We start from the raw sequence: 22,132 nt of genomic DNA on the forward strand, positions 1-22,132 counted from the left end.
TGACCCATCGAATGGGCACCGTGTACGCGATCGCGAACCAAAAGGGCGGGGTGGGCAAGACCACAACCGCGGTCAACGTCGCAGCGTGCATCGCCGAGGCGGGCTACGAGACGCTCCTGATCGACATCGACCCGCAGGCCAACGCCACGGTCGGGCTCGGGCTCCCGAAGGACGCGGTCCCGAACATCTACGACGTGCTCGCGGGCGACGCCACCGCCGACGCGGCGATCAAGCCCTCGTCGATCGAGCGCCTGCACGTGCTGCCGTCTTCGGCCGATCTCGCGGGCGCGAACGTCGAGCTGCCGCGCCAGGCCGGCTCCGAGCAGCGCCTACGCGAGGCGCTCGCGCCGGTTCGCGACCGCTACGCCTTCATCATCCTCGACTGCCCGCCGTCGCTGGGCCCGCTGACCGTCAACGCGCTGGTCGCTGCCGACCGCGTGATCGTGCCGGTCCAGACCGAGTACTTCGCGCTCGAAGGGCTGGCCGGCCTGCTCGACACGCTCGCGCTCATCCAGCGCGAGCTGAACCCGCGCCTGACGATCGCCGGGATGATCCTGACCATGCACGACGGCCGCACGCGCCTGGCCCGCGACGTCGAGCGCGAGGTCCGCGAGCACTTCCCCGAGCTCGTCTTCGACACGGTCATCCCGCGCAACGTGCGCATCGGCGAGGCACCTTCCTACGGTCGCCCGGTCATCCACCACGACCCGCACTGCGTCGGGGCGGACGCCTACTTCGAGCTGGCCAAGGAGGTCGCGGCCCGTGGCTGAGCGCGGCATGGGCCGGGGCCTCTCGGCGATCCTGTCGGTCTCCGCGCCGCCGGCCTCCGAGGGCGACGCCGCGACGGCGACCGAGCTGCGCGAGCTGCCGATCGACGTCGTCAAGGCCAACAAGGACCAGCCGCGTCGCGCGTTCGACCAGGCGGCGCTGCAGTCGCTGGCCGACTCGGTCTCCGAGCGCGGCGTCCTGCAGCCGGTCCTCGTGCGCCCGCGCGCGGGCGGGACCTATGAGATCGTCGCCGGCGAGCGCCGCTGGCGCGCGGCCAAGCTCGCCGGTCTGGAGACCGTGCCCGCGATCGTCCAGGACCGCGACGACGCCACCACGCTGGAGGTCGCGCTCGTCGAGAACATGGCGCGCGAGGACCTCAACCCGGTTGAGGAGGCCCGCGCGGTCGCCGGCCTGGTCGAGGAGCTGGGGCTCACGCGCGAGGAGGTCGGCAAGCGCGTTGGCCGCAGCCGCGTCGCGATCTCCAACCTGCTGCGGATCCTCGACCTGCCCGACGACGCGTTGGCGCTGCTCGAGGACGGCACGCTGACCGAGGGCCACGGCCGCGCGCTGCTGCTCGCCGAGGACCAGGCGGACCGCAAGCGCCTCGCGCGCGCCGCGGCCGACGGGGCCTGGTCGGTTCGCGTGACCGAGGAGCAGGCGCGCGCCGCCAACGCGCAAGCCGCCAACGGCGGCCCGAGCAGCGCCGCGAAGGCGATCCACCCCGACCAGGTCGCCGCCGCGTCGGAGATCGCCGACGCCCTCGGCGGCGCCCTCGGCACCGAGGTCAAGGTCAAGCCGCGCGGCACCGGCTACAAGGTCGAGCTCGCCGTCGAGTCCCTCGACGACGCCCTCGCGCTCGCCCAGCGAGTCCGCAACCGCCACTAGGCGCTGATCGCGCAGTTCCCGTGGTCGACTCCGCGACCAGCACCTGGCCCGCGCTACACTTCCCGCTCGCACTGCGGGCGATTAGCTCAGTCGGTTAGAGCGCTTCTCTGATAAGGAAGAGGTCCCAGGTTCGAATCCTGGATCGCCCATTCGCAAGGCCTCGGTTCTCCCGGGGCCTTCGTCGTTCTTGGAGCAGAGAGCCTGGAGCGCCGCCTCAACGTGCCGAGGCGGCAATACTTCGGGTGTGGTCACCAGGGCGGATCTAGAGGCGCTAGTCGCTGGCGGAGAGTCCGAGGTCCAAGAGTTCAAAGAGCGGACCAGTGGAGGTCTTCGCCGCGCCGGCGCTGAGACAGCTTGCGCGATGCTCAATGTGCGAGGCGGACGAGTCGTGTTTGGAGTGACTCCTGACGGCCAGATCGTTGGGCAGGAGGTGAGCGACAAGACCGTGGAGGATGTCGTCGCCGAACTGCGCCGCATCGAACCGCCGGCTTTCCCGAAGGTGGATCGCGTTCCGCTTGGAGAGGGCAAGGAGTGTGTTGTCGTCACGGTTGAGAAGGGCCAGCGGCGGCCGTACACATTCAAAGGCGACGCTTACCGGCGTATGGGCAATTCAACGGTGAGGCTCTCGCGCGCCGAGTACAACGGGATGTTGCTCGAGGCGTTGCATGGGACGCAACGATGGGAGAACGAGGTCGTCGACGGATGGGGCCTCGAGCAACTCGATCGATCTGAGATCACGCGCACGGTTGACGAGGCGATTCGACGTGGCCGTCTGTCGGACCCCGGCACGAGGGACTCCACAGAGCTGCTTCGCGGTCTCGGTCTGCTCACTGCCGATGGTCTCCTTAGAGCGGCGGTCGTGCTGTTTGGACGTGAGAACTTCCTACCCGCCGAGTTTCCGCAGTGTCGTCTTAGGCTGGCGCGCTTCAAGGGCATCGACAAAACCGAGTTCCTCGATAACCGGCAATACCACGGGCACGCCTTCGAGCTTCTAATCAGGGCAGATCAGTTCCTTCGGGATCACCTTCCGATTGCCGGGCGGGTTGTTACCGACGTCTTCGAGCGCACAGATGATCCGATTTATCCGCCTGCCGCACTTCGAGAGGCTCTCGCCAACGCGTTATGTCATCGCGACTATGCGGTAGGTGGCGGCTCGGTCGCGATTGCGATCTACGACGATCGTCTGGAGATCTCATCCTCAGGCGATCTGCATTTCGGTCTCACGATCGAAGATCTCTACGGCCCTCACGAGTCGCTCCCGTGGAATCCGCTAATCGCGTCGGTCTTCTTTCGCCGAGGGATCATCGAGTCATGGGGCCGGGGTACGTTGAAGATGGCTGAACTCTCCGAACGTGCTGGGTTGCCTCGACCAGACTTTGAGCAGACGGGCGGTGCTCTGTTGGTCCGATTCCGTCCGAGCCGCTATCTCCCACCGCAGCGCATCGGGCGGGACCTCACGGACCAACAGCGCGATCTTCTCGCCGTTTTGGCGGAGCACGGAAGCATTCCACTGGCGCGGATCTTGACCGCGATGAATGGAGCTGCCAGTCGACGCAGCGTTCAGTCGGATCTTCAGTTTCTGCGAAGTCTCGACCTGGTGACCGGAGAGGGCTGGGGGCGAGGAGCCCGATGGTTGCTGCATGACGATCCGCCCCGTAGCTAGCGGTCCCGCGGTCCTTTCATGTTCCATTCCGTTCCTTTCCCGCGCCAAAGATTCCTTTCCGTCCGGCGAGGTTGCTAGCGCCTCAAACACGAGCAAGATACGTACATACGTACGGATTGATGGGGTCAGAGACCGGTCGCGCGGCAGCGCACGGCGTTGAATAGACCGAGCTGCTTCTCCTGGGCATGTTCCTTTCTCGTTCCATTCTCATCGAACTCAGACGCGCCCCCAGCAGGAATCTTCGTGGCTGCTAGCTCACGCCGTAGTCGGACAGAAAGGTTGCCGACGGGCGCGCCGGCCCGGGTAGGCTGACGCGCCATGGAGGCCTCGCGGGCCACGGATGGTCGGCTGCACGCGCTCTTGCTCGGGCACCGCGAGCTGCTCGCGTTGGTCGCCGAGGGCGCGCCGTTGCGGGAGACGCTGGCGCGGCTGGTCATCCTGATCGAGGCGCAGTCGCAGCCGGGCGTGCGCGCGTCGGTGCTGCTCTTGGACGAAGACGGCGATCGGCTGCGGCACGGCGCGGCGCCGAACCTGCCCAAGGACTACAACGACGCGGTCGACGGGCTGTCGATCGGGCCGGTTGCCGGGTCCTGCGGGACGGCGGCCTATCGCCGAGAGCCGGTCGTGGCCTCCGATCTGGCCACCGATCCGCTGTGGGCCGACTACCAAGACCTCGCACGCGCGGCGGGTGCCGGCGCGTGCTGGTCGCATCCGATCGTCGGCGCCCGCGGGGCCCTGCTGGGCACCTTCGCCGTCTACCACCCGCAGCCCGCCGAACCGACCCCCGAGGACGAGGCGTTGTTGGACACCTTCCAGCAAGCCGCGGCGATGGCGATCGAGCGCGAGCGGGACCGCGTCGCCCTGCGCCGCGAAAGCCGCCGTGCCGATGCGCTCGAACGCGTTGGCAATGCCATTGCCTCGCGCCTGGACCTCAACGAGATCGTCCAGATCGCCACCGACGCCGCCACCGACCTCACCCACGCCAACTTCGGCGCCTTCTTCTACAACGTGATCGAGGCCGAGGGCGAGTCCTACATGTTGTACACGCTAGCGGGCGTTCCGCGTGAGGCCTTCGAGCGCTTCCCGATGCCGCGCAACACGGCGATCTTCGCGCCGACCTTCGAGGGCGTCGGCACCGTCCGCCTCCACGACGTCCTCGCCGACCCGCGCTACGGCCTCAGCGCGCCGTACCACGGCATGCCCGAGGGACATCTGCCGGTCCGCTCCTACCTCGCGGTGCCCGTCATCACCTCCGATGGCGACGTCGCCGGCGGCCTCTTCTTCGGCCACCGCGAGCCGGGCATGTTCGACGCCGAGGCCGAGGGCCTGGTCGAGGGCATCGCCGCCCAGGCCGCGGTCGCGATCGAGAACGCGCGCCTCTACGGCGCCGCCCAGCGCGACATCGCCGCTCGCGACCGCGCGCTCGCCGAACGGGACCGCGTCGCCCGCGTCCTACAGGAGTCGCTGCTGCCCAGCGCGCTGCCGCAGATCCCCGGCGTCGACCTCGGCGCCCGCTACCGCGCCTGCAGCGACGACATCGGCGGCGACTTCTACGACGTCTTCGCGCTCGCCGACGGGCGTTGGGGGATCGTCGTCGGCGACGTCTGCGGCAAGGGCGCCGAGGCCGCGGCGCTGACCGCGCTCGCGCGCCACACCGTCCGCACCGCCGCGATGCTCGACCCGCGGCCCGCCGAGGTGCTCCGCGTCCTCAACGAGGCGCTGCTGGAGCGCGATCCGTCGGGCACGCGCTTCTGCACCGCGGTGTTCGGAGTCCTGGAGACTGGGCCGGACGGCGCCCGGGCGACCCTTGCCGCCGCCGGCCACCCGCCGCCGCTCATCCGCACCGCCGACGGCGCCGTCCAGACGATCGACGCGCACGGGCCGCTGCTCGGCGTGCTCGCCGACGTGGCCTTCGCGGACGTCACCGTCGCGCTCGACGCCGGTGCCACGCTCGTCCTGCACACCGACGGGTTGACCGATGTCGGACACGCCAGCGAGGTCCTGAACGCCGATTGGGTCCGCGCCACGCTCGCCGCCCACGGCGACGCCAGCGCCGCGGAGACCGCCGATCGCCTGGCGGACGGGGCGGTCGCGCTACAGTCCTCGGCCGCCGGACGCGACGACATCGCCGTGCTGGCCATCGCAGTGGCAGAGGCCACCTGAGGGCACGCCCAGGAGGCGGCCAGACCCCGCCTATACTGGCCGGACACCACCGAGGAGCTCTTCTCTCGTGCAGGAAATGGTCATCTACGGCGTCTCGTTCGACATGGTCGGAAAGCAGCCGATCGTGCTGCTTAAGACCGTCGACTCCAACAAGTTCCTGCCCATCTGGATCGGGCATCCGGAGGCGGCGGCGATCCTGATGAAGCTGCAGGGCGCGACGACGCCCCGGCCGATGACGCACGACCTCCTCTGCGACATGCTCGGCGAGCTCGAGGTCAAGTGCACGCAGGTCGCGGTCACCGAGCTGCGCGACAACACGTTCTTCGCCGCGATCACGCTGAACGTCGCCGGCCGTGACGTCGAGATCGACTCGCGTCCGTCCGACGCGCTGGCGATCGCCGTCCGCTCCGGCGCGCCGATCTTCGCCGCCGAAGAGGTCATCGCGGAGTCGGCGATCGAGTTCGAGCACGAGGTCGAGGACACCGAAGAGGTCGTAGACCGCTTCAAGGAGTTCCTGGACCAGGTTTCCCCGGAAGACTTCGCCGGCGACAGCTAGGCGGCGGCGCGAGCCAGCGCGCGATCGAGCATTCGCCCGATCAGCGCGTCGAAGGCGATCCCGGCCGCGTCGGCGGCTTGGGGCAGCAGCGAGGTCCCGGTCAGGCCCGGGATGACGTTGACCTCCAACACGTGCAGGCCGCCGTCGGCGTCGAGCAGGATGTCGACGCGCGAGACGTCGCGGCAGCCGAGCAGCTCGTGCACCGCGACCGCTAGCTCCTGCGCCCGGGCAGTGATCTCCTCGGGCAGCTCGGCCGGGCAGACGAACGTGGTGCGCCCGATCTCGTAGCGCGCGTCGAAGTCGTAGGCGCCGCCCTCGGGCACCGCTTCGACGATCGGCAGGGCGACGCCGTCGAGCACCGACACCGCCAGGTCGCGGCCGGCGACGTGGCGCTCCAGCAGGACCTTGTTGGAGTACGACAGCGCCGCGACCAGCGCGCCCGGTACCTCGCCGGCGTCGCGCGCGATCCGCAGCCCAAGGGCGCTGCCCTGGTCGGCGGGCTTGACGACCATCGGGAACCCGATCCGCTGCGCGATCTCGCCCAGCGCCTCCGCGGCGCCGAGCTGCTTGAACGCGGTCTCGGTGAAGGCGACAAAGTCCGGCGTCGGCAGCCCCGCGTCGACCATGTGGTGCTTGGCCAGGACCTTGTCGGCGCAGCGGATGCAGGCGCTCACGCCCGAGCCCGTGTACGGCAGCCCGAGGATCTCCAGCAGCTCCTGGACCGTCCCGTCCTCGCCGTCGCGCCCGTGCAGCGCCAGGAAGACCGCGTCCGGCGCCAGGTCGCGCAGGCAGCGCACGAGGTCGTGGTCGACGTCGATGCCGATCGCCTCGTGGCCCAGGCGCTTCAGCGCGTCTTCGACGCGCGCGCCCGAGCGCAGCGAGACCTCGCGCTCCAGCGAGCGGCCGCCCTTCAAGACCGCGACGCGGCTCACCAGCGGCGGCCGGAGTCGGTCCGGCGCGGCTCGCCCGCCTGCTTGCGCGGCAGGTGCAGGACGTCGGCCAGCTCGGGATCCGGCTCGGCGGTCGCCTCGCGCTCGGGCGCCGCGGGCGCGGGCCGCGCGCCGGTCAGCGCGCCGAACAGCTCGAGCTGCTCGCTGATGACCTCGCCGATGCGCCGCACGCCCTCGCGGATGTCCGCGTCGCCGACGCCGGAGAAGTTCAACCGCATGGAGTTGCCGCCGCGGCCGTCCAAATACGCACCGCGCCCCGGCACGAACGCGACGTTGCGCTGCAACGCGCGGGCGAGCAAGTCGGTGGTGTCGATCTCCTGGGGCAGCGTCGCCCACACGAACAGGCCGCCCTCAGGCTGCGTCCACGTCGCCTCGGCCGGGAAGTGCTCGGCCAAAGCCCCCAACAACGTGTCGCGGCGCCCGCGGTACAGGCGCTTCAAGGACTCCAGGTAGGGCTCCCACTGCCCCTCGCGGAAGTACTGCGCCACGAAGTGCTGGGTCATGCTCGACGAGCAGAGGTCGGCGCCCTGCTTGCCGAGGTTCATCTTCGCCAGCACGGGCGCGGGCGCGACCGCCCAGCCCAGGCGCAGGCCCGCGCTCAAGATCTTGGAGAACGTCCCGAGGTAGATGATGAAGTCGCCGCCGCTGAGCTCCAGCAGCGTCGGCAGTGGCTCGCCCTCGTAGCGCAGCAACCCATAGGGGTTGTCTTCCAGGACCACCAGCTCGCGCTCGGCCGCGACCTCGACCAGGCGCTTGCGCCGCGGCAGCGACATCGTCACGCCGCCCGGGTTCTGGAAGTTCGGGATCGTGTAGATGAACTTGGGCCGGCGCCCTTCGCGCTCCAGGCGATCCAGCGTCTCTTCGAGCACGTCGATCGGCATGCCGTCGGCGTCCATCTCGATCTGCACGACGTCGGCCTGGAACGAGGCGAACGACGGGATCGCGCCCGGGTAGGTCGGCGCCTCGGCGACGATCACGTCGCCCGGGTCGATCAGCGTGCGGCAGACCAGGTCGATGACCTGCTGGCCGCCGGTGGTGACCAGGATGTCCTCCGGGTCGACCTCCGCGCCTTCGGCCGCCATCACGTGCTGGATCGCGTCCTTGACGATCGACAACCCTTCGGTCGGCCCGTACTGCAGCGCCGCAGCCGTTGACGTAGCGGCAACCTTGGCCATGATCGCGGCGAACGACTCGGCCGGGAACGTGGAGGTGTCGGGCAGGCCGCCCGCGAGCGAGATCACCTCAGGACGCTCGGTGATCGCCATCAGGTCACGCATCGCTGAGGACTTCATTCCGCGCGTGCGCGCGGCGAACAGGCCGGCGTACCGCTCCAGCTCGTGGGCGGCGGCGCGCTGCGGGCGACGGGAGCGGGGCATGCCGCCCTGTCCTTCGCCGTCGGGACCTCCGGACCTTCGGTCTGTCATGGTCCCGAGTCACGGTACCGATGAAGCTCGTCCTCGACATCCTCCAGGGCCTGGGCCTCGCGTCAGCGACGGGCCTGCGGCCGTTCCTCCCCGCCCTCCTGGCGGGCGCGCTCGCCTCCGGCGACGTCGGCCTCGACTTCGACGGGACGGCGTTCGCGTTCCTCGAGTCGCCGGTCTGGCTGCTGATCCTCGCCGTCGCGCTGGTCGCGACGGTCTTCATCCGCAAGCTGCTGGAGTCGCCCCCGGGCGAGGCCGCGCTGGCGGGCATCGGGATCGGCCTCGGCGCGCTGCTGTGCGCCGCCTCGATCGACGACCGCCACGACACGTGGTGGTACGGCCTGATCGTCGGCGCCGCCGCGGCGTTGCTGGCCTCGACCGTGTCGCGGAGCCTCTTCGCCCGCGTCCGCGCGCGCTTCACCGCCGCCGGGGACACCCAGGCCGCCGCCGCGTTGCCCTGGTACGGCGAGGCCGCCGGCCTGGTCGTCGCGGGTGCGAGCGTCCTGTTCCCGCCGCTGGCGATCGTCGCGGTCGGCTTCCTGATCGCGCTTCTGGTCACCGGCCGCCGCCGGACCGACCAGAAGTACGCGGGCCTGCGCATCCTGCGCTAGATGCGCTAGACCGGACCCATGCAGCGCCTCCTCCTCGCGGTCATCGACGGATGCAAGCCGTCCATGCTGGACCGCGCGATCGAGCGCGGCGAGGCGCCCGCGCTGAAGGCGATCCGCGAGCGCGGCACGCAGGTCTCCTCGCTCTGCGCCGCGTTCCCGTCGGTCACGCCCGTGTGCGCGACCTCGATCGCCACCGGCGTGCTCCAGGACCGCCACCGAATCGCGGCGATGAACTGGTGGAAGCGTGATGAGCGCCGCTACGTCGAGTACGGCTCGTCGTTCCGGGCGGCGCGCAAGCTCGGCATCGCCAAGCAGCTGACCGACACGGTGTACAACCTCAACGGCAGCCACCTGGCGGCCGACGTCCCGACGATCTACGAGTCGCTCGACGACGCCGGGATCCGCACCGCGGGCACGACCTACCTCGTCTACCGCGGTCGCCACGAACACCGCGTGTCGAAGGAGACCGCGCTCACGCGCCTCGCGGGTCAGCTCTTCCGCAAGCCGGTCATGGGCCCGCGCGAGCTGTTCTACGCCGACATCTTCGCCTCGCGGGAGACCGGCTGCCGCTCGCAGATGGGCCTGCCGGGGATCCGCGACCAGCACGCGGGCTGCGTCGGGTCGTGGCTGGCCGCGCGCGACCTGTACGACTTCCTGCTGCTGTCGCTGCCCGACAACGACACGCACTCCCACAAGAACGGTCCGCACGCGCAGCCGACGTCGATCGCCGCCGCCGACGCCCAGATCCTGCGCGTCGCCGAGGCCGCGGGCGGGCTCTCCACCTTCCTCGACACCCACGCCGTGATCGTCTGCGCCGACCACTCCCACGCCGCGGTCGAGCGCCGGATCGACCTGCGCGGCGCGTTCGCCGAGTGGGAGGTCGCCGGCCCGGGCGGCGCGAGCGTCGAGGACGCCGAGGTCGCGCTGTGCCCCAACCAGCGCGCGGCGATGGTGTACGGGTTGGTCGAGGAAGCGCGCGACGCCGTCGTCCCGCGGATCGTGACGACCGCGCGCGAGATCCCGGGTGTCGACGTGATCGCCTACCGCGACGGCGACACCGGCGTGATCGAGTCGCCCGCGCGCGGGACGCTGCGCTTCGCGCCGGCCGCCGCCGACGGAGCAGACGCGGTCCGCGACGCCCGCGGCAACACCTGGACCGTGACCGGCGAGCTCTCCGCGCTGAACGCCTCCACGTCGGGCGGCGTCTTCGCCTCGCCCGACTACCCCGACGCCCTGCGCCGCGTCTGGGCCGCGCTGACCTGCGCCACTTCCGGCGACGTCCTGCTCTCCGCCGCGCCCGGCTACGAGTTCCCCGACTGGGGCGGCGCCGACCACGTCGGCGGCGGCTCCCACGGCTCGCTGCACCACAGCGACTCACTCGGCGCGCTGGTCTTCTGTGGCCTGGATGCACCGGAGAACCGACCAGACGATGCCTGGTCGATCACGGATGTGGCGACCCTCGCCCGGACGCACTTCGGCCTCTCATAGCCCAACCGGCAGGGCGGGTGGGTAGCCTTGCCCGCCAGTGCCCGACGCCCTCGACAGGCTGCGCAACCGCGACCGCGTGCGCTCAGGCGTCCGCAAGGCCGACAACTGGTGGCAGTTAGCGCGCTTCACCGCGGTAGGCGCCAGCGGCTACATCGTCAACCTCGCGACGTTCGCCGCCTGCGTTCACTTGCTCGATCTCGACTTCCGGATCGCGGCCGTGATCGCCTTCCTGGTCGCGGTCAGCAACAACTTCTGGTGGAACCGCCACTGGACGTTTGAGGCCAAGTCCGGCCACGCCGGCCATCAGGCCGCGCGCTTCTTCGCGGTCAGCATCGCCGCGTTCCTGGTGAACTTCGCGGTCCTGGAGGTCCTGGTGACGGTCGCGGACTTCAAGGAGGTCGTCGCCCAGGCGATCGCCGTCGCCGCCGCGACGCCGTGCAACTTCATCGGGAACAAGCTCTGGACGTTCACGGAGTGACGCGCCGCCTCGTCCTGCTGCTCGCCGTGCTGGCGGGCGCGCTTGCGCTGCCCGGCGTGGCCGGCACCGCCTTCGCCCAGGACGACACCGCCGGCAGCAGCAGCGCGACAGCGGCGACGGACGGCCTGCTGCCGACCGCACCCGCGGACCCCAACGGCCTCACGCGCGTCCAGAACCTGACGGGCACCCCGCCCGGCCACCGCCTCGTCGGCCAGCAGGCGCTGCGGATCGCGGCGGCCTCGGGCAAGGTCAAGGAGGCGCTGGAGGACTACCCCAAGGCCAAGCCGGAGGTGTTCCTCAAGGGCCCCAACGACTGGCAGGTGAGCTGGTTCACGCCCGGCACCGGCGACGCCCGCAAGGAGGTCGCCCAGGTCAAGGTCAACGACCGGTCGGCGACGATCGTCGAGGCGTGGAACGGCCCGCAGGTCGCGTGGACGATGGCGCGCGGGTACCCGGGCGCGTTCGGCCGCAAGGTCAACTCGCCGTGGGTCTGGATTCCGCTGACGATCCTGTTCCTCGCGCCGTTCCTGCGCGGGCGCCCGCGCTGGCTGCACCTCGACCTCGTCGCGTTGGCGGCGTTCGGGATCTCGGTCGCGTTCTTCAACGACGCCAACCTCGACGCCTCGGTCCCGATCAGCGCGCTGCTGCTGCTCTACCTGCTGATCCGCATGCTCGCGCTCGGCTACCGACGCGTGCATCGGACGCCCGAGGTCGACGGCGCCGAGCCAACCCAGACGCTCGGCCTCTGGATCCCGCCGGTCTGGCTGGCGGTCGCGCTGGTCTTCCTGGTCGGCTTCCGGATCGGACTGAACCTCAACGCCTCCAACGTGATCGACGTCGGCTACTCGGGCGTGATCGGCGCCGACCACCTCGTCGACGGCACCAACATCTACGGGAACTTCCCCAAGGACGACGAGCACGGCGACACCTACGGCCCGGTTGCCTACGAGGCCTACGTGCCGTTCGAGCAGGCGCTGCCGTGGAGCGGTCGCTGGGACGACCTGCCCGCCGCGCACGGCGCCGCGATCGCCTTCGACCTGCTGACGCTGTTGTTCCTGTTCTTGGCCGGCCGCCGGATTCGCGGCCCGGGCCTGGGGATCGTGTTGGCCTACGCGTGGGCCGCGTGGCCGTTCAGCCTGTACGTGTTGAACTGCAACACCAACGACGGCCTGGTCGCCGCGCTGGCCGCCGCGACGCTCTACGTCGCCTCCCAGCCCGCCGCGCGCGGGATGGTGAGCGCGCTGGCGGGCCTGTCGAAGTTCGGTGCGCTCGGCCTCGCGCCGCTGCTCGCGACCCACGGCGCACCGCACGGCAAGCTCCTCAAGACCATCGTCTCGTTCACCGCCGCGTTCGCGCTGACCGCGCTGATCGTCTCGCTGCCGATCCTCCTGCGCGGCGAGTCGTTGTCCACCATCTATGACCGGACGATCGCCTTCCAGGCCGACCGCAACGCCCCGTTCTCGATCTGGGGCCTGCACGGCTGGACGGTCCCGGAGCACATGTGGCAGCTTGCGGCTGGCTTCTTCGCCGTCGTCGCCGCGTTCCTGCCACGGCGCCGCGACATCGTCGGCCTCGCGGCCGTCGCCGCCGCGGTCGTCATCGCCTTGCAGCTCGGCCTCAACTACTGGTTCTACCTCTACTTGGTGTGGTTCTTCCCGTTCCTAGCCGTCGCCATCTTCGCGCGCTACAGAGTCCCCGACCCGGCATAACGGTCAGCGCGCTGGCGCTGATCGTCGTGTGGGTGATCTCGACGACGGTCGGGCCGTTCAGCGACGCCTCGGTCGGCGACCTGTTCGTCTACTCCAACTACAAGGACCTGCTCGACGCCGGCCTGGTCCCCTACAAGAACTTCACGGTCGAGTACCCGCCCGGCGCGCTGGTGCCGATGTGGATTGCGGGCGGCGACGACACCAAGCTCGCGGTTCTGATGGTCCTCTGCGCGCTGGTCTGCCAGCGGGCGGCATGGGCGATGGGCGGCGCGCTGTCGGGCTGGCTGATGGTGTTGATCGCGCCGGTCGCGGGCGCGCTGGTGCGCACGCACTTCGACCTGCTGCCGACGGCGCTGGCGATGGCCGGCCTGGCGCTGGTCGCCACGCGCACGCCGCGCCGCGGCGGCCTGGAGCTGGCGTTCCTGCTCTTCGCGCTGGGGACGATGACCAAGCTGTGGCCCGCGGTGATCGCCGCGGTCGCGTGCGTCTGGCTGCACGGGCGCGGGGAGCGGCGGGCGGCCTATCGGTGCGGCGCGCTGTTCGCGATCCTGTGCCTCGGTATCGGCGCGCCGTTCGTCGCGGTCGGCGGGTTCCCGGACAAGATGATCCAGTTCCACCTGGACCGCCCGGTGCAGATCGAGTCGACCGCCGCGACCGTCCTGGAGATCGTCGGCGGCTCACAGGTCACGGGCGATCCGATCCGCCACGACCGCTTCAAGTCCAACGGCCTGGATGGCGGCGCGTCCGACGCGGTCGCGGCGCTGAGCACGCTCGCGCTGCTGGCGTCCGCGCTGGCGATCCTGTGGCTGGTCTGGCGCCGGCCGGGGCGCGACGCGCTCGTGTTCGCCGCGCTGGCGGTCACGCTCGCGTTCGTCTGCTTCAGCAAGGTGCTCTCGCCGCAGTACGTGGTGTGGTTCCTGCCGTTCGCCGCGGTCACCGCGGCCTATCCGGTCCGTGACGCCCGGATCGGCGCGGCGCTGGCCGCGGTCGCTTCGCTGGTCACCCAGCTGTGGTTCCCGGTGCGCTACTTCGACGTCGTCCACCAGCACGCGTGGGCGGTGGTGACCGTCGGCGTCAGGAACGTCCTGCTGCTTGCGGCGCTGGCCGCCACGGCGCGAGCACTTGCTCGATCGCCTCGGCGCGCCGCGGCGTCTCCGAGCACCGGATGACCACCGCGTTGATCCAGGGATCCTCGTCGGAGGTCTCGTAGCGCACGTTCATGTGCGTGCGCAGCGACTGGATCGACTGCTCCTTCTTGACGCCGAGCACCCCGCCGCGCGGGCCGGTCATGCCGACGTCGGTGATGTAGGCGGTCCCGCCGGGCAGGACGCGGGCGTCGGCGGTCGGGACGTGGGTGTGGGTGCCGACGACCGCGGTCACGCGACCGTCGAGGTGCCAGCCCATCGCGACCTTCTCGGAGGTCAGCTCGGCGTGCATGTCGACCAGGACGTGGTCGGCCTTGCCCTCCAGCTCGCGCAGCACGGACTCGACCTCCAGGAACGCGACGCGCCCCGCGCGCAGGTGCAGGTTGCCGCTCAGCGAGACCACCGCGAGCCGAACGCCGTCCTTCTCGACCACCGTCCAGCCGCGGCCGGGCTGCGTCGCCAGGTAGTTGGCGGGGCGCACGATCGGCTTGCCGGAGTCCAGGTACGGGATGATCTCCGCGCGCCGGTAGGTGTGGTTGCCGAGCGTGATCGCGTCGACGCCGCCGGCCAGCAGCTCATCGGCCAGCTTGGGCGTGATCCCCAGGCCGCCGGCGATGTTCTCGCCGTTGACGACCACGAACGTGGTCTCGAACTGCTCGCGCAGTTGCGGCAGCAGGCCGAGCAGCGTGCGCCGGCCGAGGCCGCCCACGATGTCTCCGGCAAACAGGATGGTGGGGGCGGCGGGCACGTCGCATACTCTGGCGGACGGAGGAGATGAGCGGCGAGCGATCCACAGAGGAGCAGGAGTGGGCGGGGCACGACCCGCTCGACGATGAGCCACCGCCGGAGGCCGGCGTCGACGGCTCGACGATCCCGAAGGTCGTCGTCCCGCGCTGGATCCAGCTCGTCGGCCTGCCGCTGCTGGTCGTCGCGCTCTACCTGATCGCCAAGACCGCCGGCGTCGTCCTGCTGGCGTTCACGGTTGCCGCGGTCGTCGCGCTGATCCTCAACCCGATGGTCTCGTTCCTCCAGCGCCGCCGCCTGCCGCGAGGGCTGGCGATCGTGATCGTCTACCTCGGCCTCATCGGCGTCCTGGGGTTCGTCGGCGTGCTCCTGGCCAACCCGGTCGCCGACCAGGCCCAGAAGTTCGGCAACGACGTCCCGTCGATCGTCGACGACGCCAACAACCGGCTCGCCGACCTCCAGGACTACTTCGATGACAAGGGCATCAACATCGAGGTCAAGCGCCAGGGCGAGACCGCGTTGCAGACGCTTCAGGAGAAGGTCGTCGGCGGCACGAGCGACGTGGTGGACTTCGGCGGACAGATCCTGAAGACCGCGGTCACCGCCGGGCTGGGTCTGCTGCTGGTGATCGTGTTGTCGGTGTACATGCTGATCTACGGAGAGCGGATCGGGGAGATCGTGCGCTCGGTGATGCCGCCAGGCGACGGCACGCCCGCCGACGACTTCCCGCTGCGGATCCAGCGGGCGGTGGCGGGCTACGTCCGCGGGCAGGTGTTCTTCAGCCTGGCGATGGGCACCGGCGCGGGGCTCGGGCTGTACGTCTTCGGCGCCACGGGCGTCTTCCCGGACGGCAAGACCTATGCCTTCGCGTTCGGCGCGTGGTTCGGCCTGATGGAGCTCGTGCCGTTCGTCGGACCGTTCCTGGGCGCGCTGCCCGCGCTGGTCGTCGCGCTGGTCCAGGATCCGCTGACCGCGGTCTGGCTCGGGATCTTCTTCACCGCGCTACAGCAGCTTGAAGGCCATGTGGTCGCCCCCTACATCTTCGGCCACACGCTGCGGATCAACCCCTTGTTGGTGATCTTCGCGCTGCTGCTGGGCGGTGAGGCCTACGGCTTCCTCGGAGCGCTGATCTCGCTGCCGATCGCGGCGATGCTGCGCGAGACCGTGGTCTACTTGCGCCGCCACCTGGTGCTGGAGCCCTGGGGGACGACGTCGGTCCTCGGCCTGGCCGGACCACCACCGGTGCGACATTGCCCGGAGTGCGGCAGCGCGGTCTCCCAAGGCGACACGTTCTGCCGATCCTGCGGCGCGCCGCAGGCGCGGACGGAAGTAGCCTCTCAGGGGTGATCGACGCGGAAGCGGCGCTCGAGGCGCGGGACGTGGTCCGGCGTTTCGGGGCGCGTGAGGCGCTGCGCGGGGTCTCGCTGTCGGTCGCGCCGGGCGAGACGCTCGCGATCATCGGCCCCAACGGCGCGGGCAAGACCACGCTGCTGTCGATCCTCGGGGGCGTGCTGGCGCCGACGAGCGGCACGGTCTCGCGCGACCTGCGTCAGGTCGGCTGGGTGCCGCAGCAGGCGGCGGTCTACGCCAAGCTCACGGTCGCCGAGAACCTCGCGCTGTTCGCGAAGCTGGAGGGCGTGGACGACCCGGCCGCGGTCGTCGACCGCATGCTCGACCAGACCGGGCTGCGCGACCGCGCCGACGACCAGCTCGGGACGCTGTCGGGCGGTAACCGCCAGCGCGTGAACATCGCGGTCGGCCTGCTCGGCGATCCGCCCGTGCTGCTGTTGGACGAGCCGTCCTCGTCGCTGGACCCGCGCCAGCGCGAGCGCCTGTGGTCGTTCGTGGCCGGGCTGGCGGCCGGCGGTACCGCGGTCGTGTTCACCACGCACAACGTCGCCGAGGCCGAGCGCTGCGCCGATCGCGTGCTCGTGCTGGCTGACGGCGAGCTGCTCTTCGAGGGCACGCCAGCCGCGCTGCACGAGGCGGTGGGCAGCGACGTGTACGACTTCGAGGCGGCGTTCGTGGCGTTCCTGCGGGAGCAGGGGCACTAGGCGATGCGCGGCGTGCGGTTCCTGCTGGCCAAGGATCTGCGGATCCTGCGGCGCTCACCGTTCTTGGTGGGGTTGTTGGTGATCTACCCGGTGGTGATCGCGATCCTCATCGGGCTGGCGCTCTCCAAGGGCCCCGACAAGCCGCGGGTGGCGATCCTCAACGAGCTGCCCCAGGAGTCCGGGCAGGTCGCGATCGCGGGGACGACCGTCGACCCCAACGACTACGCCGACGAGCTGTTCAAGGCGATCACGCCGGTGCTCGTCAAGACGCGCGCCGAGGCCGAGCAGAAGGTCCGCGACGGCGACGTGCTGGCGGCGATCGTCGTGCCCAAGGACCTCGTCGAGCGGCTGCGTGCGACGATCACGCTGAGCGGCAAGGGCCCCAAGCCGGCGGTCGAGGTGATGTACAACGCCGAGGACCCGGTCAAGCAGCAGTTCGTGGAGTCGACGATCGACGCGCGGGTCGGGGACCTCAACAAGGCGGTCGCGACGAAGCTGACGCAGATCGCCGCGGGCTACTTGGACATCTTGCTCAAGGGCGGGGACTTCAACATCCTCGGGTCGAAGTTCGAGGTATTGGGGTTGACCAAGTCCAAGGCCTTGATCGACTCGGTGCTGACGCGCACGCCGAACGGGTCGCCGGACCGTGAGGCGCTGTCGCGTGTGTCGCGGTTCGCGCAGCTGGCGATCGACAACCTCGACCTCTCCGACACCGTGTTGTCGTCCTTGGCCTCGCCTGTCCAGGTCAAGCAGAAGGTGATCTCCGGGCGCCGCACGCCCCTGGACGCCTACGCGGTGACGGTCGCGGTGACCATGTCGCTCATGTTGGTCTGCGTGCTGCTGGCGGCGGGGATGCTCGCGCTGGAGCGCGAGGAGCACGCGTTCGCGCGGCTGGTCCGCGGGCTCGTGTCCCGCACGGGGCTGATCGCGGAGAAGGTCGTGCTGGCGGGCGTCTGCGCGGCGGGCGTGACGCTGGTCATGGCCGTGGGCGTCTCGCTGTTCGTGACCCTGGAGTGGTCGCGTTTCCCGCTCTGGGTGCTCGCGCTGCTGGTCGGCGGCCTGGCGTTCGGCGCCCTCGGCGTGGCGATCGGGGCGCTGGCGCGCGAGGTTCGCGCGGCGTCGCTGCTGGCGATCCTGCTCGCGCTGCCGATCGCCTTCTTGGCGCTCGTCCCCTCGGGCGCGGTCGCCGACGGCCTCTACGACGCGATCCGCGCGGTCTCGGCGATCTTCCCGTTCAAGGCCTCGCTCGACGCGATCGACGCGGCGCTCAACGACGCGGGCGGCCTCGGCGGCGCGCTGGCGCACCTGGCGGCGCTGGTCGTCGGCTGGACGCTCGTCGCGCGCTTGGCGCTGCAACGATTCGCGTAGATGGTTGATGCGAGATTCGCGCGGTCGTGCTCGCACGCCATGCGGCGCTGAGCGTCACACGATTTCTTACCGATCCAACCAGGATCGACTGCGGAATCGCGCGACGCTCAGCATCCACATGACGCACGATCACAACCACGCGTTATCTCGCATCAACCATCTCGGCGCGACTGCTACGTTCGGCACCGTGCTCGGCCACGTCCCTCCGCGCATCCGCCTCGACGCCGAGCACACGGCCATCCGCCCGTTGGGCGTCGACGACGCGACCGAGTTCGCCGCCGCGGTCGTCGCCAACCGCGGGCATACGGCGCCGTGGGAGCCGATCCACGCCGAGGCGCACTACTCGCGCGCCGGGCAGCTCGAGACGCTGCGCCGCGACGTCGAGGCGTGGGAGCTGGGGACCGGGTACGCGTTCGCGGTCCTCGACCGCTCAGACGGCGACGCGATCGTCGGGCGGATGGCGCTCGGCAACGTCGTCCGCGGCGCGTGGCGCAACGCGACGCTCGGCTACTGGGTGGCGGCGTCCGTCGGCGGCAAGGGTCATGCGACGAGCGCGGCGCGGCTGATCTGCGAGTTCGCCTTCGACCACGCCGGCCTGCACCGCGTGCAGCCGGCGGTGATCCCGCGCAACGTCCGCTCGATCCGCGTGGTCGAGAAGTCGGGCTTCCGGCACGAGGGCCGGGCGCTCAAGTACCTCAACATCAACGGCGTCTGGGAAGACCACGACATCTTCGCCATGACGTTGGAGGACTGGGAGTCGCGACGCGTCTGAGGCTACGCTTGGTAGGGCAATGTCCGCTGCCTTCCCAGCCCTGCGCCTGCGCCGCCTGCGTCGCACCGGCGCGCTGCGCGACCTCGTGCGCGAGACCACGCTCGCGCCGTCGGACCTCATCCTGCCGCTCTTCGTGCAGGAGGGGCTGGAGGGCTCCTCGCCGATCGGCTCGATGCCCGGCGTCAGCCGGCACGGCATCGCCTCGGCGGTCGCGGAGGCCGGAAGCGCGTTCGCGCTGGGCGTCGCGGGCGTGATCCTGTTCGGCATCCCGGCCGAGAAGGACGCCGACGGCTCGGGCGCCTGGGACGACGACGGCGCGGTCCAGCTCGCCACGCGCGCGATCAAGGCCGCGCACCCCGACCTGGTCGTCCTCACCGACGTCTGCCTCTGCGAGTACACCGACCACGGGCACTGCGGGCGTCTGACCACCGACGGCACCGTCGACAACGACGCGTCGCTGGAGCTGCTCGCGCGCACCGCGGTCTCGCATGCGCGCGCGGGTGCCGATGCCGTGGCGCCGAGCGACATGATGGACGGGCGCGTCGGCGCGCTGCGCACCGCGCTGGACGCCGAGGGCTTCAGCGACACGCCGATCGTCGCCTACAGCGCCAAGTACGCCTCAGCCTTCTACGGGCCGTTCCGCGAGGCGGCCGGCTCGACGCCGAGCTTCGGCGATCGCAAGAGCTACCAAATGGATCCGGGCAACGCCGAGGAGGCGCTGCGCGAGGTCGCCCTCGACGTTGAAGAGGGCGCCGACATGGTCATGGTCAAGCCGGCCGTGCCCTACCTCGACGTGCTCTGGCGCGTCAAGGAGGCGACGCGCATGCCGGTCGCCGCGTACCACGTGGGCGGCGAGTACGTCATGCTCAAGGCGGCTGCGGCCACCGGTCATCTCGACGAGCGGACCGCCGTGCTCGAGACGCTCACGTCCATCCGCCGCGCTGGCGCGGACGTGATCATCACCTATTACGCGAAGGACGCCGCTCTGTGGCTTCAGTGACCCCCAAGATCCGCTCGCGCAAGGACGGCGCTGCCGTCCCGCTCGACGCGTTCGACAAGCAGCTGCTCAACCAGATGCAGGGCTCGTTCCCGATCGTGCCGCGGCCATACGCCGAGGTCGCGACCGCGCTGGGCGTCGAGGAGGCGGTCGTCCTCAAGCGCGTGGCCGAGTTGGTCCAGCAGCGGATCATCCGCCAGGTCACGCCGATCTTCGACACGCGCGCGTTCGGCTACGAGTCGATGCTCGTCGCGGCCAAGGTCGACCCCGAGCACCCGTGGCGCCCGGCCAAGATCATCAACGCGCACCCGGGCGTGTCGCACAACTACCTGCGCAACCACGAGTTCAACATGTGGTTCACGGTCGCCACCGAGCCGGACTCGCCGCTCGGGCTGGAGGGCACGCTGGAGGTCCTGGCGCGCGAGACCGGCGCCGAGTCGGTGCGCCAGCTCCCGACGCTCAAGCTGTTCAAGATCCGGATGGACCTCGACATGGCCGGCGACACCGCCGCGCTGGCGAAGTCCGCCGAGGCCGTCGCGCCGGCCGAGACCGAGCGCCAGCCCTACGACGATCTCGACCGCGCGGTCGTGCGCGCCACGCAGGGCGACCTGCCGATCGTCTCCGAGCCCTACGCCGACGCCGCACGCGAGGTGGGGATCTCGGTCGACGCGCTGGTCGAGCACCTCAACGGGATGGTCGAGCGCCGGCTGCTGCGCCGCGTCGCCGCGATCCTGTTCCACCGCCGCGCCGGCTTCTCGGCCAACGGCATGGGCGTCTGGCGCGTTCCCGAGGAGCGCGTCTTCGAGGCCGGCGCGCAGATGGCCGCCTTCCGCGGGATCTCGCACTGCTACGAGCGCCCGACCTACGCGGACTGGCCCTACCAGCTCTTCACGATGGCCCACGGGCGCTCCAAGGAGGAGTGCGACGCGATCCTCGACGCGGTCGAGACCGAGGTCGGCTGCATCCAGCAGCGCGCGACGCTCTACTCCTCGACGGAGTTCAAGAAGGTCCGGCTCCTGTACTTCACCGACGACTTCAAGAACTGGGAACGGGAGCACGCGGGCGTCTGATGTCCGTCTCGATCACCGACACGAAGTCGTCGGAGCTGTACGCACGCGCGCTCCAGCGCCTGCCCGGCGGGGTCAACTCGCCGGTGCGCGCGATGCGGTCGATCGGCCGCGATCCGATCTTCATCGACCGCGCTGACGGTGCCGAGATCGTCGACGTCGACGGCAACCGCTACGTCGACTACGTCTGCTCGTGGGGCCCGCTGATCCACGGCCACGCGCACCCGGAGATCATCGAGGCGGTCGTCACCGCCGCCCATCGCGGCACGACGTTCGGCGCGCCCACCGTGGGCGAGGTCGAGATCGCCGAGGAGATCGCGCGGCGGATGCCGTCGGTCGAGATGGTGCGGATGACCTCGTCGGGCACCGAGGCGTCGATGAGCGCGATCCGCCTGGCGCGCGCCGCGACGGGCCGCACCAAGCTGCTGAAGTTCGCGGGCGCCTACCACGGCCACGTCGACGGCCTGTTGGCCGAGGCCGGCAGCGGCCTGGCGACCGCGGGGATCCCGGCGTCGCCCGGCGTGCCGGAGTCCGCGACCCACGAGACCGTGATCGTCCCGTGGAACGACGGCGAGGCGATCGCGCGGGCGTTCGCCGAGCACGAGTTCGCCGCGGTCATCGCCGAGCCCTATCCAGCCAACATGGGGCTCGTGCTCCCGGTCGAGGGCCTGCTGGAGCTGCTGCGCAACAAGGCTGATGAGAACGGCGCGCTGCTGATCTTCGACGAGGTCATCACCGGCTTTCGCGTCTCGGCGGGCGGCGCGCAGGAGCGTGAAGGCGTCACGCCCGACCTGACCGTGATGGGCAAGGTCGTCGGCGGCGGGCTGCCGGCCGCGGCCTACGGCGGGCGCCGCGTGCTGATGGAGCGCATCGCGCCGGCCGGCGACGTCTACCAGGCGGGCACGCTGAGCGGCAACCCGCTGGCGGTCGCCGCGGGCCTGACGACGCTGAAGCTGCTCGACGATCCGGCCTACCTGCGCCTCGGTGCGACGACCGAGACCCTCGCCGCCGGGCTGCGCGACGCCGCGGCCGCCGCGGGCGTCCCGGTCTCGGTCAACTCGGTCCCGGGCCTGCTGACCGTCTTCTTCTCCGAGGTCACGCCGCGCGACTACGCGACCGCGCAGGCCTGCGACCACGAGGCCTATGCCGCCTGGTGCCGCGCGCTGCTGGCCCGAGGCGTCTACCCGCCGGCGTCGCAGTACGAGGCCTGGTTCCCGTCGCTGGCGCACACCTCCGAGCACCTGGACCGGACGCTCGACGCGGCGGCGGCGGCGTTCACCGAGGTCGGCTGAG

At 70.7% G+C, this 22,132-nt stretch carries 20 protein-coding genes and 1 tRNA gene; 18 read left to right on the top strand and 3 right to left on the bottom strand.

Annotated features, from left to right (window positions below; genetic code table 11):
• The first annotated feature begins 11 nt into the window (after positions 1-11).
• From ACT01A_RS15625 to ACT01A_RS15650, 6 genes are all read left to right on the top strand, one after another.
• Positions 12-770, top strand: a complete 759-nt coding sequence (locus ACT01A_RS15625; protein ID WP_445148014.1) for a ParA family protein — start codon at positions 12-14, stop codon at positions 768-770.
• Positions 763-1,653 carry a ParB/RepB/Spo0J family partition protein gene (locus ACT01A_RS15630; protein ID WP_445148015.1) on the top strand — a complete coding sequence of 297 codons (891 nt, stop codon included), beginning with the start codon at positions 763-765 and terminating at the stop codon, positions 1,651-1,653. The genes ACT01A_RS15625 and ACT01A_RS15630 overlap by 8 nt, the downstream gene beginning before the upstream one ends.
• Positions 1,654-1,728: 75 nt before the next feature.
• A tRNA-Ile gene (locus tag ACT01A_RS15635) sits at positions 1,729-1,802 on the top strand.
• A gap of 95 nt (positions 1,803-1,897) precedes the next feature.
• Entirely contained in the window at positions 1,898-3,316 is a 1,419-nt protein-coding gene (locus ACT01A_RS15640) for an ATP-binding protein (RefSeq protein WP_445148016.1), read from the top strand.
• A gap of 318 nt (positions 3,317-3,634) precedes the next feature.
• Entirely contained in the window at positions 3,635-5,479 is a 1,845-nt protein-coding gene (locus tag ACT01A_RS15645) for a SpoIIE family protein phosphatase (protein ID WP_445148017.1), read from the top strand.
• Positions 5,480-5,555: 76 nt separating this feature from the next.
• Positions 5,556-6,035, top strand: a complete 480-nt coding sequence (locus tag ACT01A_RS15650; RefSeq protein ID WP_445152836.1) for a bifunctional nuclease family protein — start codon at positions 5,556-5,558, stop codon at positions 6,033-6,035.
• Here the strand turns inward: ACT01A_RS15650 and ACT01A_RS15655 are convergent.
• Entirely contained in the window at positions 6,032-6,967 is a 936-nt protein-coding gene (locus ACT01A_RS15655) for a D-alanine--D-alanine ligase family protein (RefSeq protein ID WP_445148018.1), read from the bottom strand. The two genes, ACT01A_RS15650 and ACT01A_RS15655, sit on opposite strands and share 4 nt — an antisense overlap.
• Entirely contained in the window at positions 6,964-8,361 is a 1,398-nt protein-coding gene (locus ACT01A_RS15660; RefSeq protein WP_445148019.1) for an aminotransferase-like domain-containing protein, read from the bottom strand. The genes ACT01A_RS15655 and ACT01A_RS15660 overlap by 4 nt, the downstream gene beginning before the upstream one ends.
• A gap of 68 nt (positions 8,362-8,429) precedes the next feature.
• Between ACT01A_RS15660 and ACT01A_RS15665 the strand changes: the two genes are divergently transcribed.
• The 5 genes from ACT01A_RS15665 to ACT01A_RS15685 are packed head-to-tail and all read left to right on the top strand — an operon-like array spanning position 8,430 to position 13,861.
• Positions 8,430-9,017 carry a DUF4126 family protein gene (locus ACT01A_RS15665; protein ID WP_445148020.1) on the top strand — a complete coding sequence of 196 codons (588 nt, stop codon included), beginning with the start codon at positions 8,430-8,432 and terminating at the stop codon, positions 9,015-9,017.
• Positions 9,018-9,035: 18 nt separating this feature from the next.
• Complete coding sequence (locus ACT01A_RS15670; protein WP_445148021.1) at positions 9,036-10,505, top strand: alkaline phosphatase family protein; 1,470 nt, start codon at positions 9,036-9,038, stop codon at positions 10,503-10,505.
• A 37-nt stretch (positions 10,506-10,542) separates the two neighbouring features.
• Positions 10,543-10,983 (top strand): GtrA family protein, encoded by a 441-nt coding sequence (locus ACT01A_RS15675; protein ID WP_445148022.1) that lies wholly within the window; start codon positions 10,543-10,545, stop codon positions 10,981-10,983.
• Positions 10,980-12,692, top strand: coding sequence for a hypothetical protein (locus tag ACT01A_RS15680; RefSeq protein WP_445148023.1), 1,713 nt, complete (start codon positions 10,980-10,982; stop codon positions 12,690-12,692). The genes ACT01A_RS15675 and ACT01A_RS15680 overlap by 4 nt, the downstream gene beginning before the upstream one ends.
• A gap of 32 nt (positions 12,693-12,724) precedes the next feature.
• Entirely contained in the window at positions 12,725-13,861 is a 1,137-nt protein-coding gene (locus ACT01A_RS15685; RefSeq protein WP_445148024.1) for a hypothetical protein, read from the top strand.
• Here the strand turns inward: ACT01A_RS15685 and ACT01A_RS15690 are convergent.
• On the bottom strand, positions 13,767-14,585 hold the full coding sequence (locus ACT01A_RS15690) for a TIGR00282 family metallophosphoesterase (RefSeq protein ID WP_445148025.1): 819 nt from the start codon (positions 14,583-14,585) through the stop codon (positions 13,767-13,769). The two genes, ACT01A_RS15685 and ACT01A_RS15690, sit on opposite strands and share 95 nt — an antisense overlap.
• 26 nt (positions 14,586-14,611) lie before the next feature.
• Between ACT01A_RS15690 and ACT01A_RS15695 the strand changes: the two genes are divergently transcribed.
• From ACT01A_RS15695 to hemL, 7 genes are all read left to right on the top strand, one after another.
• On the top strand, positions 14,612-15,928 hold the full coding sequence (locus tag ACT01A_RS15695) for an AI-2E family transporter (RefSeq protein WP_445148026.1): 1,317 nt from the start codon (positions 14,612-14,614) through the stop codon (positions 15,926-15,928).
• Positions 15,925-16,635, top strand: coding sequence for an ABC transporter ATP-binding protein (locus ACT01A_RS15700; RefSeq protein ID WP_445148027.1), 711 nt, complete (start codon positions 15,925-15,927; stop codon positions 16,633-16,635). Before ACT01A_RS15695 ends, ACT01A_RS15700 begins: the two co-directional genes overlap by 4 nt.
• A 12-nt stretch (positions 16,636-16,647) precedes the next feature.
• Complete coding sequence (locus tag ACT01A_RS15705) at positions 16,648-18,003, top strand: ABC transporter permease (protein WP_445148028.1); 1,356 nt, start codon at positions 16,648-16,650, stop codon at positions 18,001-18,003.
• Between the two features lie 187 nt (positions 18,004-18,190).
• Complete coding sequence (locus tag ACT01A_RS15710; protein WP_445148029.1) at positions 18,191-18,775, top strand: GNAT family N-acetyltransferase; 585 nt, start codon at positions 18,191-18,193, stop codon at positions 18,773-18,775.
• A gap of 19 nt (positions 18,776-18,794) precedes the next feature.
• Positions 18,795-19,775: a porphobilinogen synthase gene (gene hemB, locus ACT01A_RS15715; RefSeq protein WP_445148030.1), complete on the top strand. Its 981-nt coding sequence runs from the start codon at positions 18,795-18,797 to the stop codon at positions 19,773-19,775.
• A complete protein-coding gene (gene ahbA, locus ACT01A_RS15720; RefSeq protein ID WP_445148031.1) occupies positions 19,763-20,842 on the top strand; it encodes a siroheme decarboxylase subunit alpha in 1,080 nt (359 codons plus the stop codon). The genes hemB and ahbA overlap by 13 nt, the downstream gene beginning before the upstream one ends.
• The gene (hemL, locus tag ACT01A_RS15725; protein ID WP_445148032.1) at positions 20,842-22,131 is read left to right on the top strand and encodes a glutamate-1-semialdehyde 2,1-aminomutase; all 1,290 of its coding nucleotides are present in this window, start codon (positions 20,842-20,844) and stop codon (positions 22,129-22,131) included. Before ahbA ends, hemL begins: the two co-directional genes overlap by 1 nt.
• The last annotated feature ends 1 nt before the right edge of the window (position 22,132 follow it).

This window comes from Baekduia sp. Peel2402, from assembly GCF_052567285.1.

Bases quoted from the DNA above. Each gene is read 5' to 3' on its own strand.
- ACT01A_RS15625 (WP_445148014.1), top strand. From the start codon at position 12: ATGGGCACCGTGTACGCGATCGCGAACCAAAAGGGCGGGGTGGGCAAG.
- ACT01A_RS15645 (WP_445148017.1), top strand. From the start codon at position 3,635: ATGGAGGCCTCGCGGGCCACGGATGGTCGGCTGCACGCGCTCTTGCTC.
- hemB (WP_445148030.1), top strand. From the start codon at position 18,795: ATGTCCGCTGCCTTCCCAGCCCTGCGCCTGCGCCGCCTGCGTCGCACC.
- ACT01A_RS15650 (WP_445152836.1), top strand. From the start codon at position 5,556: ATGGTCATCTACGGCGTCTCGTTCGACATGGTCGGAAAGCAGCCGATC.
- ACT01A_RS15665 (WP_445148020.1), top strand. From the start codon at position 8,430: ATGAAGCTCGTCCTCGACATCCTCCAGGGCCTGGGCCTCGCGTCAGCG.
- ACT01A_RS15660 (WP_445148019.1), bottom strand. From the start codon at position 8,361: ATGCCCCGCTCCCGTCGCCCGCAGCGCGCCGCCGCCCACGAGCTGGAG.
- ACT01A_RS15670 (WP_445148021.1), top strand. From the start codon at position 9,036: ATGCAGCGCCTCCTCCTCGCGGTCATCGACGGATGCAAGCCGTCCATG.
- ACT01A_RS15695 (WP_445148026.1), top strand. From the start codon at position 14,612: ATGAGCGGCGAGCGATCCACAGAGGAGCAGGAGTGGGCGGGGCACGAC.
- hemL (WP_445148032.1), top strand. From the start codon at position 20,842: ATGTCCGTCTCGATCACCGACACGAAGTCGTCGGAGCTGTACGCACGC.